The 14,653-nt window shown below is 46.5% G+C and carries 12 protein-coding genes and 2 pseudogenes; 10 read left to right on the top strand and 4 right to left on the bottom strand.

Annotated features, from left to right (window positions below; genetic code table 11):
* Position 1 precedes the first annotated feature (1 nt).
* The 3 genes and pseudogenes from cotS to V756_RS1000000124815 all read left to right on the top strand — a co-directional run.
* On the top strand, positions 2-1,057 hold the full coding sequence (cotS, locus tag V756_RS0110940) for a spore coat putative kinase CotS (RefSeq protein ID WP_024714710.1): 1,056 nt from the start codon (positions 2-4) through the stop codon (positions 1,055-1,057).
* A 1-nt stretch (position 1,058) separates the two neighbouring features.
* A pseudogene (locus V756_RS1000000124410) lies at positions 1,059-1,388 on the top strand (hypothetical protein); the annotation flags it as partial.
* Positions 1,383-1,616, top strand: a pseudogene (locus V756_RS1000000124815) (hypothetical protein); the annotation flags it as partial. The pseudogenes V756_RS1000000124410 and V756_RS1000000124815, both read left to right, overlap by 6 nt.
* Positions 1,617-1,690: 74 nt before the next feature.
* Here V756_RS1000000124815 and V756_RS0110930 read toward each other — a convergent pair.
* The 3 genes from V756_RS0110930 to V756_RS0110920 are packed head-to-tail and all read right to left on the bottom strand — an operon-like array spanning position 1,691 to position 5,150.
* Positions 1,691-2,914, bottom strand: coding sequence for a glycosyltransferase family 4 protein (locus tag V756_RS0110930; protein WP_024714708.1), 1,224 nt, complete (start codon positions 2,912-2,914; stop codon positions 1,691-1,693).
* A 2-nt stretch (positions 2,915-2,916) separates the two neighbouring features.
* Complete coding sequence (locus tag V756_RS0110925; RefSeq protein ID WP_024714707.1) at positions 2,917-3,867, bottom strand: NAD-dependent epimerase/dehydratase family protein; 951 nt, start codon at positions 3,865-3,867, stop codon at positions 2,917-2,919.
* Positions 3,864-5,150, bottom strand: coding sequence for a UDP-glucose dehydrogenase family protein (locus V756_RS0110920; RefSeq protein WP_024714706.1), 1,287 nt, complete (start codon positions 5,148-5,150; stop codon positions 3,864-3,866). The genes V756_RS0110925 and V756_RS0110920 overlap by 4 nt, the downstream gene beginning before the upstream one ends.
* Positions 5,151-5,323: 173 nt before the next feature.
* Between V756_RS0110920 and V756_RS0110915 the strand changes: the two genes are divergently transcribed.
* Positions 5,324-6,142, top strand: coding sequence for a UTP--glucose-1-phosphate uridylyltransferase (locus V756_RS0110915; protein ID WP_024714705.1), 819 nt, complete (start codon positions 5,324-5,326; stop codon positions 6,140-6,142).
* A gap of 8 nt (positions 6,143-6,150) precedes the next feature.
* On the opposite strand, the gene V756_RS0110910 is transcribed toward V756_RS0110915, so the two are convergent.
* Positions 6,151-6,870, bottom strand: coding sequence for a yteA family sporulation protein (locus V756_RS0110910; RefSeq protein ID WP_024714704.1), 720 nt, complete (start codon positions 6,868-6,870; stop codon positions 6,151-6,153).
* Between the two features lie 291 nt (positions 6,871-7,161).
* Between V756_RS0110910 and V756_RS0110905 the strand changes: the two genes are divergently transcribed.
* From V756_RS0110905 to menC, 6 genes are all read left to right on the top strand, one after another.
* Complete coding sequence (locus V756_RS0110905) at positions 7,162-8,577, top strand: isochorismate synthase (protein WP_024714703.1); 1,416 nt, start codon at positions 7,162-7,164, stop codon at positions 8,575-8,577.
* A complete protein-coding gene (gene menD / locus V756_RS0110900) occupies positions 8,574-10,316 on the top strand; it encodes a 2-succinyl-5-enolpyruvyl-6-hydroxy-3-cyclohexene-1-carboxylic-acid synthase (protein WP_024714702.1) in 1,743 nt (580 codons plus the stop codon). The genes V756_RS0110905 and menD overlap by 4 nt, the downstream gene beginning before the upstream one ends.
* Complete coding sequence (gene menH, locus V756_RS0110895; protein ID WP_024714701.1) at positions 10,304-11,128, top strand: 2-succinyl-6-hydroxy-2,4-cyclohexadiene-1-carboxylate synthase; 825 nt, start codon at positions 10,304-10,306, stop codon at positions 11,126-11,128. Before menD ends, menH begins: the two co-directional genes overlap by 13 nt.
* 34 nt (positions 11,129-11,162) lie before the next feature.
* The gene (gene menB, locus V756_RS0110890) at positions 11,163-11,981 is read left to right on the top strand and encodes a 1,4-dihydroxy-2-naphthoyl-CoA synthase (protein ID WP_003219322.1); all 819 of its coding nucleotides are present in this window, start codon (positions 11,163-11,165) and stop codon (positions 11,979-11,981) included.
* Between the two features lie 90 nt (positions 11,982-12,071).
* Positions 12,072-13,532, top strand: a complete 1,461-nt coding sequence (locus tag V756_RS0110885; RefSeq protein WP_024714700.1) for an o-succinylbenzoate--CoA ligase — start codon at positions 12,072-12,074, stop codon at positions 13,530-13,532.
* Positions 13,529-14,644 (top strand): o-succinylbenzoate synthase, encoded by a 1,116-nt coding sequence (menC, locus tag V756_RS0110880; RefSeq protein ID WP_024714699.1) that lies wholly within the window; start codon positions 13,529-13,531, stop codon positions 14,642-14,644. The genes V756_RS0110885 and menC overlap by 4 nt, the downstream gene beginning before the upstream one ends.
* The last annotated feature ends 9 nt before the right edge of the window (positions 14,645-14,653 follow it).

Below are 14,653 nucleotides of genomic sequence, written 5' to 3'. Positions count from 1 at the left end.
AGTGTACCAAAAAGAGTATGAAGAACAGATTGTGTCCGACATTCTCAGCTATTATCCGTTCCAAATTGAACATGTGGCGCTGAAGTCAAACAAAAGCGGACGCAAAATCTGGGAGATACAAACCGATCAAGGTCCAAAGCTGTTGAAAGAAGCGCAGATGAAACCGGAGCGGATGCTTTTTATCACTCAGGCACATGCCCATTTACAAGAAAAAGGGCTGCCGATAGCACCGATCCATCAAACAAAAAATGGCGGGAGCTGCTTAGGCACGGATCGAGTGTCTTACAGTTTATATGACAAAGTGACAGGAAAAGAAATGATTTACTATGATGCAGAGCAAATGAAAAAAGTCATGTCATTCGCCGGTCATTTTCACCATGCGTCAAAAGGATATGTTTGCACAGATGAAAGCAAGAAAAGAAGCAGGCTTGGCAAATGGCACAAATTGTACCGCTGGAAGCTGCAGGAATTAGAAGGGAATATGCAGATCGCGGCATCTTATCCTGATGACGTATTTTCGCAAACTTTCTTAAAACACGCTGATAAAATGCTGGCAAGAGGAAAAAAAGCTCTGCAAGCGCTGGATGAGTCAGAGTATGAAAACTGGACAAAAGAAGCGCTAGAACATGGCGGATTCTGTTTTCAGGACTTTACATTGGCGCGATTGACAGAGATTGACGGGGAGCCTTTTTTAAAGGAGCTTCACTCGATTACCTATGATTTGCCGTCAAGAGATCTTCGCATTCTGCTGAATAAAGTGATGGTGAAGCTTTCTGTATGGGATACTGATTTCATGGTTGCACTGCTTGCGGCCTATGACAAAGTGTATCCGCTCACAGAAAAACAATACGAGGTGCTATGGATAGATCTCGCGTTTCCGCATTTATTCTGTGCAATCGGCCATAAGTATTATTTGAAGCAAAAGAAAACGTGGTCAGATGAGAAATACAACTGGGCGCTGCAAAATATGATTTCTGTTGAAGAATCTAAAGATGTGTTTTTGGATAAACTGCCGGAACTGTATAAAAAAATAAAAGCGTATCGGGAGGCGAATTGACATGAGGTCATCGAGACAAAAATCCTCCATTTCTAAACTCGATCTCGACCAATTCGTATTCACACCGCCTGGATCGATGGGATGGCAGGCTCATGACTCAATCTCAGCTGAAAAGGAAGAAGAGGAGATGCATTTAGCTGCGGGCAGCATCCGGGAGCTCCCTAACATCAATGCACCGAAAGAATATCTAGAAGAGAAGAAGGAAAAGGAAACAGACCGCGAAGTCACGGATGATGAAGCAACGAAATTCGAAACCGTTCGAGAGCCTGAGGAGGAGCGTGCTTCAAAACGCTCAACGCCGCGAGTTGAGGAGGAAGAAGAGAAGGAAAAGGAAAAGGAAACAGACCGTGAAGTCACGGATGATGAAGCAACGAAATTCGAAACCGTTCGAGAGCCTGAGGAGGAGCGTGCTTCAAAACGTTCAGCGCCGCCAGTTGAAGAGGAAGAAGAGGAGGAAGAGCCGGAACAAACGGAGGATGACAGAGTGGAAATCATCATTCTTCCAAGTGATTCTGCACCTGCTCCATGGGTTTCTAATGTTGTAAAACGCAAGGCATAAAATCACTTTTATGCCTTTTTTTATGTGCCTACACACCAAAAAAACAGCCCGAATTGCAACACGAGCTGCAGGTATTATGATTTTGCTTTCACAAAAAGCTGTTTGATCGACGATAAATCTAGGTTTTGCGTCAAAAAAGGCGGCGGAAATTGTATATTTTCCGGTGTCAGAACGGATTGGTAAACGGCATTAAGGCGCTTGGCAGCATGGATAAAGGTAAATGAAGATTCTACACGGCGCCGGCCGTTTTTTGTGATTTTGCTCATTAATTCTTTGTCTGTAAAGGCTCTGTCAATTGCATTCGCAAAGGAAGAGGGCTTGTTGTATCTGTCGATCACAAGGCCGTTGACTTCGTGTTTTACGACTTCTCCGTTTCCGCCCCGATTTGTAGTAATTAAGGGCGTTCCGGCCGCCATCGCTTCATAATTCACACGGGCGAGGGGTTCATTCCATTGTGAGCTGCACACAAATACATCCGCCATCAAAAAGAGGTTTGGAATATCGTCTGCGGGGATGAATTTCGTAAAGATGACGTGCTCTCTGTATGGCAGCGCAAGCTTTCGCAGATAGGTGACATATTGGTTTTCGCCGTCATCGCTGAACCACTTCCCGCCTGCTATGACCAGCACAGCGTCGGGATGCCCCTGCAAAATCCGTTTCATGCTGTGGATGAGAAGGTGAGGCCCTTTTGCCGGGCTTAAACGGCCGGCAAATAAAATGACTTTTTTATCCTCAATACCGTATTTTTCACGGTATGCCTTCCTGACAGCCGAACCTTTTATCGTCCAGACAGGCGGATAAGAGTGGATGTCAACGCCGGAGTATACGACTTTTGTAATGTCCTTGGCTTCAGGGAACCGTTCAATGACGGTTTGTTTAATAAACTCGCTGACGGTTGTGATCATGGAGACATTGTCGAGTACTTCTTTTCCTTGCGCGAAGGTCATCTTTTTTTCAGAAAACATTTCGTTATGCAGGCTCAGAACGATCTTGCTGTTTGGTGAGGCTTTTTGATATAAAGAGACATTTAAAGGCCTGTTGAACACATGAATGAGGTCAAAGGAAGAGGCGCGCAGTTCTTCGGCTACCGCCTCGCGATAGTGCTCTTTTGGCAGATGGATATATTGTACGCCGTTTTTCGTTTCTCTTTTTGGAAGCGCCGGATCTTCTATGGAAAAAATGGTGAGATCGTACCGGCTGCTGAAATAAGGCGTGACACCGTCTATCATCATTTGAATAGCGCCGCCGCGCACCGCGGGCGCCGGCAGCTTTTCTGTACAGATAAAGGCAAGCTTCATTTTCATTCCCCCTGATACAGCGACGATAAATAAGCGACTTCGTTGGCCAAACCATCCTTTAAGGATGTGGCGGGATCGTAATGCAAGAGCTGTTTTGCTTTTGAAATATCGGCCCACGTTTTGCTTGGTTCTCCAGCGATTTTGTCCGAAAAGTGCAGTGCTGCTTTTTCACCTGAAATGTCTTCAATGAGGGAGACAATCTTTAAAACTGAAGCAGGCTCTGCGCCGCCGATATTCACCGTTTCGCCAATAAGGCGGGGCTTACCAAGTACAGCGGTGATCCCTTTGATGCAGTCGCCGATATAGGTGAAGTCTCTTGACTGCCGCCCGTCGCCAAATATGGTGAGCGGTTTATGCAAAAGGTGCTGCTTGATGAACCGGTGAAAAGCCATGTCCGGCCGCTGTCTCGGCCCGTATACGGTAAAGAAACGGAGAATCACAATTGGAAGGCCAAAGCTTTGTTGATACACATGGCAAAGCTTTTCGCCCGTAAGCTTTGTTACGCCGTACGGAGACAAAGGGGAAAGTGCCGCATCTTCACTGACTTTCCCTTGTTTTTCGCCATAGACGGAGGAAGTGGAAGCAAAGACGAACGTTTGAATCGGATGTTCCCGGCATGCCTCAAGGAGCCTTTGGAGCGCTTGTATATTATGTGCGGCATATGGGTGGAAATGATTGCCCCAGCTTGAACGGACACCGGGTATGGCCGCCAAATGGAAGATGACGTCCACTCCTTCCAGCAAGGGAGAAAGATCTGCTGTCAGCAGATTATCCTTTATGAACGTAAATCGCTTTTCTGGCAGCAAGTCTTCAAGGTTTTTTAATTTGAAGGAAAATGGAGTCGGTCCGATAAAGTCGTCGATTCCGATCACGTGATGTGTCTCATCCTTTAGCAATTCTTCGCAAAGGTGGGAGCCGATAAAACCCGCTGCTCCTGTGACGAGTATTTTCATGGGCGGCCAACTCCTGTGCAGATCAGCCCGCAAGCTTCGAGCAGGTCTTTTTTCAGTACATTGCGCCCGTCGATCACGAGACGCCCTTTCATGGTGCTTGCTGTCTTTTTCCAATCTAATGCTAAAAATTCAGGCCATTCTGTCGCCAAAAATAAAAAGTCACTCTCTTCTATCGCATCAAAAGCTTGAGAATGCTGAGCCACATGCTGCTGCAAATGTTCTGGAAGAACAGCTTCAGGATCATAAGCATGAACATCACATCCCAGCTCTGTCAGCCTTTCCATCAGTCTGACGGCTTGAGAATTCCTGATGTCATCGGTATGCGGCTTAAAGGAAATGCCGAGCACTGCCGCTTTTTTGCCGTGAAGTGTATCGAAGTAGGACTGTATTTTTTTCATATACAGGCCGAGCTGGGTGTCATTGATGTGCTGTACGGCTTGAAGCAGGCGGGTCTCCGTGTTTTTTTCCTGAGCGGCGAATTGCAGCGCCTGCAGATCCTTTGGAAAACAAGAGCCGCCATATCCGATACCGGCCTGCAAAAAGTGTCCCCCGATTCTAGGGTCAAGTCCGATGGCGCGGGAAATATCTGAGATATCTGATTGATAGGCTTCACATATGCGGGCCATCTCATTAATGAACGAAATTTTGGCTGCCAAGAAGAAATTGTTAGCATACTTGATCAGCTCAGCTCCCGCTAAGCTTGTAATGATATAAGGGGTGTCAATGTGTTTATAAATGGATTTGACGATTGCTGCCGATATGTGATCTCCTTCCTGAATCCCGATGACTGTTTTGTCAGGATGCATCATGTCATGCAAGGCATTGCCTTCCCGCAGAAACTCCGGATTGGATACGATGTTAAACAAATCTTCAGACACTCCTGAGGCCATCAGCTGTTTGGCTATGTTTTCGTTTGTCCCGGGCGGAACAGTGCTTTTCGTAATGATGGTTTTATACGATTGGATTGCCTCGCTCAAATCGCTGATGACAGACTGCAGGGCTTTCGTATTTGCTGATCCGTCTGAACGCGGTGGAGTTCCGACTGCGATAAAAACAACGGGACATTCCTCCATGCTCGTTTTTACTTCAGAAGAAAACGAGAGATTGCGGCAACGAAGTATTGCATCTGAAAGCCCAGGCTCATAAAAGGGAACGACTCCTTTTTTCAGCTGCTCGATTTTTTTAACGTCTTTGTCTGTGCATATCATGTCATGTCCGATGGATGCCAGTGCCGCTGATAAGGTTAAACCGACATACCCTGCGCCAACCACACAAATTTTCATCACCTGAGCTCCTTTACAAGATTACTGGTCATATATCAATATCCTATTAAAAAAGGGTTGGTTCGTGATTCCGCTTTCTGCCCAGTTGCTTCCGCCTAATTTTAAATAGACAAACATCGGGGGCTGCTCATGGAATATCATGTAATAAACAAGAGCTGAGGGGAAAAAATAACATGATAAAAAAAGCGATCATTCCTGCCGGCGGATATGGAACGAGAAATCTGCCTGTAACGAAGGTGATTCCGAAAGAAATGTTTCCGGTAGGGTCTAAGCCTGTGATTCATTATATTGTCGAAGAGCTGAAGGAGTCAGGCATTGAAGATATTTTGATGGTTGTCTCGAGCCACAAAAATCTGATTGTCGACTATTTTGATTCCTCTTTGGCGCTTGAAGCTTTTCTGGCTTCCCGGAATAAACTGCATTTACTCAGTGAACATCCGATTCCGGATATACGGATTCATTATGTACGGCAGCCTTATGCAAAAGGGCTTGGCGACGCGATTTCTTTAGGAAAGCAATTTGCAGGCGGAGAGCCTTTTGCCGTCGTTTTGCCTGATGATCTGATCTTTTCCGCTCATCAGCCGGCATTGGGGCAGCTGATTGAGGCGTATACGAAATATCGGTGCAGTATGATTGGCTTAAAAGAAACAAAAACGGAGGATTTGCACCATTACGGGGTCATAAAAGGGGAGTTTGTTGAAAAAGGGCTTTATCGCATTCAGGATATTGTGGAAAAGCCTAAACAAAATCCGCCGTCTCATTTTGCCGCAACAGGGCGTTACATTTTTACACCGGATATTTTTAATGAGCTGGATGCATTAGAAGCTGATAGCGGAGGAGAAGTGCAGGTAACGGATGCGATTAAAGCTTCACTCGGGGCATGCAATGTTTACGGAAAACTGCTGGAGGGCGAGCGGTATGACATCGGCCTGCAAAAGGATTATTTGAAGCTGATTACCGATATACTGAAAACGGAAAAGAACCCCCGGTAACCGGGGGTTCAATCAGCGTGGAGATCGCCGAATGTTGTCATGATTCCCTCTTCATCGAGTTCTTCCTCATAACGCTCATGAGCTCTGCTTTGATAAACTGTTATTTCTTTGCCTGTAATATCTGTAGCGATGAAATTTTCGTACGACTCCGTATTGCCGATATTTTCTTCGGCATTCATCGTCATGTCATCGTAGCTGAGCGGAGGGTTTTCCATATCCTGCGGTGTTGATGAGTTCCCGTATTTTTCGACGTCCTGGTAGGAATCTTCACTGTCGTAAGGCGCTCTGATTTCTTCATCATCGTCAAATTCAAATTGCCCGAAAGGCGTTTCCTCTTCGATCGGTCGGTCTTTGGAAACGACATCCTGTGACGAATACTCTGCGAGCGTTGTAGCAGTCGGGAGCGCTTCAAGACGATCGTAAGGGATTTCCTTTCCGCTGACTTCACAAATACCGTACGTACCATTTTCTATCGCCTTCAATGAATGTTCAATGTCCCGGAGGTGCTCTCGCTCATGCAAGTCGAGAGCGATGTCTTTTTCACGCTCGTAAAGCTCTGTCGCCTGATCGCCGGGGTGGTTGTCATAAGCGGAAAGTTCACCCCATGAATCATAAGGAAAGGCTGAGTTAAGCTGAAAATGGTCATTGTCTTTGAAACGGTTTAAGATATCTTTTTTCGTTTGTTCCAGTTCGTGTTTTAAATGCTGAAGCTGATCTTTTGTAAGCAACATAATCCCCTCGTTTCTCTGTGATGCATACCTTTAGTATGAACAGATCGACTGAGAACTTTCATAAATAGAGGGTGGAGGAATATAGGAGATTTTCCTTATATGGTAAGCGGATACAACCTTTGCTATCAGTGGAGAAAGAAATTTAAGGTTTGTTTCTTTTTCATTTCTGAAATTAGGTTTATAATAGGTAAGGCAGGCCATTTGAACTGCATGATCTGTGTGTTTGACACAAAGAAGACACAGGTGTATGGTATTAAAAGCATTTTAAGGATTATGGAGGAATGTCTCATGGTGACAACGATGCAGCGTACGTTCCGAAAGGAAGTTCTACATGCATTACATACAGCCAAAGAAGTCAACCATGCTGTCTTAATAAGCTATTCGAGACAAATTGAGTCTCTTGACCCTCTATCATTTTTCAATTACGGAGCAAAAAAATATACAGGCAATCGATTTTTTTGGTCAGATCCTGAAAGTGAATTGACAATAGTCGGTCTTGGCAAAGAAGCGGTTTTCCAGACGAATCAAAAAAACAGCGAGCGGTATCGCGAGGTCTTTGAACAATGGGAGCGCTTTAAAAAGACGGCTTTTCATATTTATGAAGAAGAAAAGCTGCAGCATTCTGCAGTGGGACCTGTGTTATTCGGAGGATTTTCTTTTGACCCTTGCGAAGAAAGAGGTACACAATGGGACCATTTCTCGGAAGGGGATTTCTTTGTGCCTGCGCTTATGCTGACGATGACTGCTGAAGGCCCGTTTTTAACAGTCAACAGGTGGGTAAGCGGAGAAGAAAAAGCAGAGGCTGTTTTAGAAGGGTTAAAAGCTTTTGCGGCGGAAATGAAGGTTTCTGGATTCAATCATGGAGATCAGGCTGCGATAGCAGCATCTCAAGAGCTGGATAAGGATGATTGGCTAAAAGCAATCGAAACGGCTACAAGCCAAATTAAAGAAAAACAATATGACAAAGTGGTTCTTGCACGCGAGCTTTTGCTTACGTTTGACGGCCCGGTCCAAATAGAACCTGTGCTTAAAACGCTTCTGAACGATCAGCAGACAAGCTATGTTTTTGCGATCGAACAGGAAGGGAAAACCTTTGTCGGCGCGTCTCCGGAAAGACTGATCAAAAGAGACGGCAGCACTGTTATGTCTTCTTGTCTTGCAGGCTCCATTAAACGAGGCGCGGATAAAGAAGATGACTACCGGCTAGGTCTTGAATTATTAAACGATGAGAAAAATCTGCTGGAGCATGATATTGTGGTGGGCATGATCCAAGACGCTTTTGAATCAAGCTGCTCTGAGATTGAAAAGCCTGACGGACCAGTATTGTACAAAACGAAAAGCGTCCAGCATTTATTTACGCCGATTGTCGGACAGCTTCGCGAGTCGGCGTCGCTCTTTGACTTAATTGAGAAACTGCATCCGACCCCGGCACTCGGAGGAGCACCACAGAAAAAAGCGGTTGAAGTGATCAGAGAGATCGAACCGCTGTCCCGCGGCTGGTATGCGGCTCCTATAGGCTGGATTGACAGCCAGGATAACGGAGAATTCGCAGTAGCCATCCGTTCAGGGCTGATTGAAGGCAGCACAGCAAGGCTGTTTGCCGGATGCGGCATTGTAGAAGACTCTGATCCGCAATCGGAATATGAAGAAACACAGATTAAATTGAAGCCGATGATCTCTGCATTAGGAGGTGAGAGGCGTTGACAGCCAACCCGATTACCCATTATATCGGAAGTTTTATTGATGAATTCGCCCTTTCCGGAATTACGGACGCTGTTGTTTGTCCGGGCTCAAGATCCACACCGCTGGCTATTCTTGCGGCCGCACATCCCGATATCAGCGTCCATGTCCAAATTGATGAAAGATCTGCCGGTTTTTTTGCTTTAGGGCTGGCGAAAGCGAAGCAGCGTCCCGTGCTTTTGATCTGCACATCAGGAACAGCCGCAGCCAACTTTTATCCGGCTGTGATTGAAGCCCATTATTCAAGAGTGCCAATTATTGTGTTAACTGCTGATCGGCCCCACGAGCTGCGCGAAGTAGGCGCACCGCAGGCTATTAATCAGCACTTCTTATTCGGCAACTTTGTTAAGTTTTTCACAGACTCTGCTCTTCCAGAAGAGTCTCCGCAAATGCTGAGATATATCCGAACGCTGGCCGGCCGCGCAGCCGGCGAAGCGCAAAAACGCCCAATGGGTCCTGTGCATGTGAATGTGCCGCTGCGGGAACCGCTGATGCCGGATCTTTCAGATGAGCCGTTTGCAAGAATGAGAGCAGGCCGTCATGTGTCTGTAAAAACGGGTATGCAGTCTGTTGATCACGAATCCCTGTCTGATGTGGCAGCAATGCTCGGAGAGGCTGAAAAAGGAATGATCGTCTGCGGAGAGCTCCATAGTGATATAGATAAGGAAAACATTATCGCGCTGTCAAAGGCGCTTCAGTATCCGATTTTAGCGGACCCGCTGTCCAATCTGCGGAACGGCGCTCATGATAAAAGCACTGTCATTGATGCGTACGATTCATTTTTAAAAGATGATGAACTGAAATCGAATTTGCGTCCTGAAGTTGTTATCCGTTTTGGGCCGATGCCTGTTTCGAAGCCTGTTTTCTTATGGCTCAAGGATGATCCTGACATTCAGCAGATTGTGATTGACGAGGATGGAGGGTGGAGAGACCCGACACAGGCAAGCGCGCATATGATTCATAGTAATGCGTCGGTTTTTGCCGAAGTCATCTTGGCTGAACTTACTGACATGACCAGACCGTCAGAATGGCTGGAAAAGTGGCAGCTTGTCAATGAGCGTTTTCGTGCGCATCTGCAAACAATCAGCAGTGAAGAGGTTTCGTTTGAAGGCAATCTCTATCGAATCCTTCAGCACCTTGTGCCGGAAAACAGTTCGCTCTTTGTCGGCAACAGCATGCCGATCAGGGATGTTGATACGTTTTTTGAAAAGCAGGAGCGCAATTTCCGGATTTATTCAAATCGGGGTGCAAACGGGATAGACGGTGTCGTCTCCTCTGCTATGGGGGTATGTGAAGGAACAAAAGCGCCTGTCACCCTCGTGATTGGAGATTTATCTTTTTATCACGATTTAAACGGACTGCTGGCAGCTAAAAAGCTGGGCATTCCTCTTACTGTGATTCTCGTGAATAATGATGGCGGAGGGATTTTCTCCTTTTTGCCGCAGGCTTCTGAGAAGACACATTTTGAAGATTTGTTCGGCACGCCGACAGGGCTTGATTTCGAGCATGCGGCGGCGCTTTACGGCGGAACGTATTCCTGTCCGGCTTCGTGGGATGAATTCAAAGCAGCTTACGCGCCGCAGGCGGACAAGCCCGGACTCCATTTGATCGAAATCAAAACGGATCGCCAATCGAGAGTCCAGCTTCATCGCGATATGCTGAATGAGGCTGTGCGGGAAGTGAAAAACCAATGGGAACTGTAAGCATAACTGTTTCAGACGGTGTCCGTTATGCTGTGGCAGACGAGCGGTCAAAGGCTTCAGAGGCCGTCGTCTGCCTGCACGGTTTTACCGGCAGCAAACAATCATGGACTTTTCTTGATGAGATGCTGCCTGATTCCCGTTTGATCAAAATAGATTGTTTAGGGCATGGTGAAACAGATGCCCCGCTGAATGGGAAAAGATACAGCACGAGCCGGCAAGTTTCTGACCTTGCCGAGATTTTTGATCAATTAAAACTTCACAAAGTGAAATTGATTGGGTATTCTATGGGAGGAAGACTTGCTTATTCTTTTGCAGCAGCATATCCTGAACGGGTATCGGCCCTTGTGCTTGAAAGCACAACGCCGGGTCTCAAAACGCTTGAGGAACGGCGGGACCGGATCATGCGGGACCGGAAGCTTGCAGATTTTATTTTGCGTGACGGGATCAAAGCGTTTGTTGAGTATTGGGAGAACATTCCTTTGTTTTCATCGCAGCAGCGGCTGGCTGAAGATATTCGGCACAGCATACGGTCGGACCGTCTGCGAAACAATAAGATTGGGCTTGCAAACAGTTTAACGGGTATGGGGACCGGTTCACAGCCTTCCTTGTGGAGCCGGGTGGATGAATTGGCCGTGCCTGTGCTTCTGATCTGCGGGGAGTGGGACAAAAAGTTTTGCACCATCAATCAAGAGGTGCACAAGAAGCTTCCATCTAGTAGAATAGAGATTGTTCCAGAAGCCGGACATACAGTCCATGTGGAACAGCCGCAATTGTTTGGTAAAATAGTGAGTGAGTTTTTGACAAACATCTGACTCATTCACATAGAGAATAAAAGGAGGTCATCATATGGCTGCAGAATGGAAAACAAAACGGACATACGATGAAATATTGTATGAAACGTATAATGGTATTGCAAAAATAACAATCAACCGCCCTGAGGTACATAACGCGTTCACCCCTAAAACGGTTGCTGAAATGATTGATGCCTTTGCTGACGCGAGAGATGATCAAAACGTTGGAGTGATCGTGCTTGCCGGTGCCGGGGACAAAGCATTTTGTTCCGGCGGAGACCAAAAAGTGCGCGGCCACGGCGGATATGTAGGAGACGACCAAATTCCGCGTCTGAACGTACTGGATCTTCAGCGTTTAATTCGCGTCATTCCGAAACCGGTTGTTGCGATGGTATCCGGATATGCGATCGGCGGAGGCCATGTGCTTCACATCGTATGTGATTTGACAATCGCTGCTGACAACGCGATTTTCGGACAAACAGGCCCTAAAGTCGGAAGCTTTGACGCTGGTTATGGTTCTGGCTACCTTGCTCGAATCGTAGGACATAAAAAAGCCCGTGAAATTTGGTATCTGTGCCGTCAGTACAATGCACAGGAAGCGCTGGACATGGGTCTTGTCAACACAGTCGTTCCTTTGGAACAACTTGAAGAAGAAACGATTAAATGGTGTGAAGAAATGCTTGAAAAAAGCCCGACCGCACTTCGTTTTCTTAAAGCTGCGTTTAACGCGGATACAGACGGACTTGCTGGAATTCAGCAATTTGCAGGGGATGCTACCCTTCTTTACTACACGACTGATGAAGCAAAAGAAGGCCGTGATTCCTTTAAGGAAAAACGCAAACCTGATTTCGGACAGTTCCCTCGTTTCCCGTGATCAGCAATACTTAGTAAACAAACAGCTTGAGACTTTGCGGTCCAAGCTGTTTTCTTTTCAATACAGACATTTTATTTCGGAGATGATGACATGCTGACAGAACAGCCGAACTGGCTCATGCAGCGGGCACAGCTGACCCCTGAGAGAATCGCTCTCATTTATGGAGACCAAACCGTTACATTTGCAGGGTTGTTTGCCGCGTCTAAGCGAATGGCGGCTCAGCTTGCTGCTCATTCGGTTCAAAAAGGAGACACTGCGGCTATTTTGCTCCAAAACCGTATAGAAATGGTTTATGCCGTTCACGCTTGTTTTTTGCTAGGTGTTAAAGCAGTGCTCCTGAATACAAAGCTGTCAACACATGAAAGGCTGTTTCAGCTGGAGGATTCCGGCGCCCGCTTTTTACTGACAGATTCAAGCTTTGAACAGCAAGATTATAAACACACCGTACACATTATTGATGTGGATGAACTGACGAAAGAAGACGCTGAGGAAATTGAGATCCAGGCTTATATGCAATTGGATCAAACGGCAACCTTGATGTATACGTCAGGTACGACAGGTAAGCCCAAGGGGGTTCAGCAAACGTTCGGTAACCATTATTTCAGTGCGGTGTCATCTGCGCTTAATTTGGGTATAACAGAACAAGACCGCTGGCTTATCGCATTGCCGCTCTTTCACATCAGCGGCTTGTCCGCTTTATTTAAATCTGTGATCTATGGCATGACTGTCGTGCTTCACCAGCGCTTTTCCGTAAGCGATGTGCTGGATTCTATCAACAGGCATCAAGTGACAATGATATCTGTTGTGCAGACAATGCTCGCCAGTCTTTTAGAAGAAACAAGCCGCTGCCCTGAAACCATCAGATGTATTCTGCTCGGCGGAGGTCCTGCACCGCTGCCATTGCTTGAAGAATGCCGTGAGAAAGGATTCCCCGTTTTTCAGTCATACGGAATGACAGAGACATGCTCACAAATTGTTACCCTGTCGCCGGAATTCAGTATGGAAAAGCTCGGATCTGCGGGGAAACCGCTGTTTTCATGTGAAATCAAAATAGAGCGGGACGGACAGGCGTGTGAACCGCTTGAACATGGTGAAATCATGGTCAAAGGCCCAAATGTCATGAAAAGCTATTTTAACCGGGAGAGCGCAAACGAAGCCGCCTTTCAAAATGGCTGGCTGAAAACAGGGGATCTTGGGTATTTGGACAGCGAAGGCTTTTTATATGTACTAGACAGACGTTCAGATCTGATCATTTCAGGCGGAGAAAACATTTATCCGGCTGAAGTAGAGTCAGTGCTGCTTTCACACCCTGCTGTTGCCGAAGCCGGTGTTTCAGGGGCTGAGGACAAAAAATGGGGGAAAGTGCCCCACGCCTATCTTGTCCTTCACAAGCCTGTGAACGCAGAAGAGTTGACCGCCTACTGCAAAGAACGCTTGGCGAAGTATAAAATTCCGGCAAAATTCTTTGTGCTGGACAGCCTGCCGCGCAATGCGTCTAATAAGCTCTTGCGAAATCAGCTGAAGGATGCGCGTAAAGGAGAACTGCTATGATCGAAATCGAGAAAATTACGCTTTACCATTTGAGCATGAATTTAAAGAAACCGTTCAAAAACAGTATAGAAACGCTTCAAGAGCGTAAATTTCTGATTGTGGAAGCCATTGATACATCCGGTGTCACAGGCTGGGGAGAGGTATCTGCGTTCTCTTCGCCTTGGTACACCGAGGAAACCATTGAAACCTGTTTGCACATGCTAAAGGATTTTTTTATTCCCAATGTTGTCGGACGTGAATTCAATCACCCTTCCGATGTGCCGGACAGTCTGGCGCGCTATAAAGGAAACCGTATGGCAAAAGCGGGCCTTGAATCGGCTGTCTGGGATCTCTATGCGAAAAAGAAGGGCATATCGCTTGCCGAGGCCTTGGGCGGGACAAGAGATAAAATACCTGCCGGGGTGGTTGTCGGCTTAGCGCCCCTTGATGACATGCTGAAGGAAATTGAGAGGTATCAAAAAGAAGGATATCAAAGAATAAAAATTAAAATTCAGCCTGGTCACGATGTAGAATTGGTCAAGGCCATCCGCAGCCGGTTCCCAAACATCCCGCTCATGGCCGATGCCAATTCCTCGTATGGACTGAAGGATATCAGCCGCTTAAAGGAGCTTGATGAGTACCATTTAATGATGATTGAGCAGCCGCTTCAAGCTGACGACATCGTTGACCACCGCCACTTGCAGAAACATTTGAAAACGGCCATTTGCCTTGATGAAAGCATTTGTTCGGCCGATGATGCGAGACGTGCGATTGAGCTCGGGAGCTGCAAAATCATTAATATTAAGCCATCCCGTGTCGGCGGCTTAACAGAGGCTTTAAAAATTCACGATTTATGCAGAGAGCATCAAATGCAGGTTTGGTGCGGCGGAATGCTGGAAACTGGCATTTCCAGAGCGCAAAACGTGGCGCTGGCTTCACTGCCGCAATTCACAATACCGGGTGATATTTCTTCATCCTCACGCTATTGGGATGAGGATATCGTGACCCCTGATATCCGTATTGATAATGGATTTATTTCTGTGTCAAAACAGCCTGGTTTAGGGGTAGAGGTGAACCAGGACATTATGCGAAAATATGTGACCAAAATGGATGTTTTCACACAGCATGGATAAGAAAAAAGC

This window comes from Bacillus tequilensis KCTC 13622, from assembly GCF_000507145.1.
Classification (GTDB): Bacteria; Bacillota; Bacilli; order Bacillales; family Bacillaceae; genus Bacillus; species Bacillus tequilensis.
The sequence above is the reverse complement of the archived record's forward strand: the minus strand, read 5'-3'. Positions and strand labels throughout refer to the sequence as shown.